This is a genomic window from Streptomyces sp. NPDC057854 (genome assembly GCF_042797055.1).
GTDB lineage: Bacteria > Actinomycetota > Actinomycetes > Streptomycetales > Streptomycetaceae > Streptomyces.
Window position 1 is genome coordinate 1 of the sequence record NZ_JBHVMF010000064.1, and the last position, 1,287, is coordinate 1,287.

The following is a 1,287-nucleotide window of genomic DNA, read 5'->3' on the forward strand; positions in this document are numbered from 1 at the left end:
ACAGCCGGGGGTGGGTGCGGGTCGGTCATCGCTCCTCCGTTCCGTCGTTGACCATACGACTGTATTGTGTCACGCGTATCGTCAACGAGGGGAGTCCTGAGTGCCGAAGCTGGTGGACCACCAGGAGCGTCGCGCGGCGATCGCGCGTGCGCTGTGGCGGGTCGTCGACCAGCAGGGCTGGACGAAGGCCACGATGCGCGAGGTCGCGAGCGAAGCCGGAGTCTCGCTGGGGCACGTGCAGCACTACTTCGCATCACGGACCGAGCTGTTGATCTTCGCGATGGAGTTCGCCGCCGAGCAGACCGCCGACCGGGTCGCGCGAGAGCTCGCCGCGCTCGACCAGCCCCGGCACCCGCGGGACGTACTCCGGCTGGTGCTTGTCGAGATGCTCCCCCTGGGTCCCGACGCGCGGGCGTCGAGCCGCATGAGTGCCGCCTATGTCCTCGAGGCGCTGCACGACCCGACGCTGCGCAAGCAGGCGAGCCTCGGGCTGCGGGACGGTCGCACGCTGGTCGCGCAGCTCGTCCGCGAGGCGATCGCTCATGGGCAGATCGCGCGGGACCGCGACCCGGACGTCGAGACGGATCTCATCCTGGCGCTAACCGGGTTCACTCCGCTGCTCGAGCTCGAGGTGATCGAGCCCCAAGCCGCAATGGCAGCCATAGACCAGCACCTGGATCACCTCTTCACCGGAGGATCCTGACCCCGGCCCTCCCGGGAGCTCCAGGGGTCACTCCGATTGCGGTGTCGAACGAGCCCGTCGCCAGAATGCTCGTCGAGCCTCGCGCGGTACGACGAAGGGCCCCGCAGCCGCGGAATCTCGCGGGTGGGGCCCTTCGGGTGGCGGTAGCGGTGGGCCTGGATGGCTGGCTTCCATGCCCTCGACCGACAATGCCGGAACTCGCCTCTGACCTGCACCGTCGCATGGACGCCCCTAGGGTGTGTCTCCCAATCGGTCTGCCATGATTCGGCCGTGCGTGAATTCCTAATCCGAACGAGTGCCGATCATGGCTGGCCCGCGTTCCAACGCGACCGGATGGCAGATGTCCTGCAGCCCACGGGCTGGGACTGCGAGCCGATTGGTGGTGGGGGTGACTTCCGCGTTCGAACCGAGGGCGTCGACGTCTCCTACTGCGGCGAGGAGATCGGCTGGCACGTCACCTTCGACGCGGATTTGCCTTGGGCCAAGGAGTGGATGGAGCAGGTCACGCGGCAAGTCGCGGCGGCTGCTGGTGAGCCGTGCGAGTGGCTGGAACTCTCTTAGGACGTGCGCAGCCAGGTGATGAT

2 protein-coding genes are annotated in these 1,287 nt (G+C 67.7%); both read left to right on the forward strand.

The window, feature by feature from the left end; all coding sequences use genetic code 11:
- The first annotated feature begins 100 nt into the window (after positions 1-100).
- Positions 101-703 (forward strand): TetR/AcrR family transcriptional regulator, encoded by a 603-nt coding sequence (locus tag ACFVQZ_RS36500; protein ID WP_378233338.1) that lies wholly within the window; start codon positions 101-103, stop codon positions 701-703.
- Between the two features lie 270 nt (positions 704-973).
- Positions 974-1,264, forward strand: coding sequence for a hypothetical protein (locus ACFVQZ_RS36505; protein ID WP_383629189.1), 291 nt, complete (start codon positions 974-976; stop codon positions 1,262-1,264).
- Positions 1,265-1,287: the final 23 nt, after the last annotated feature.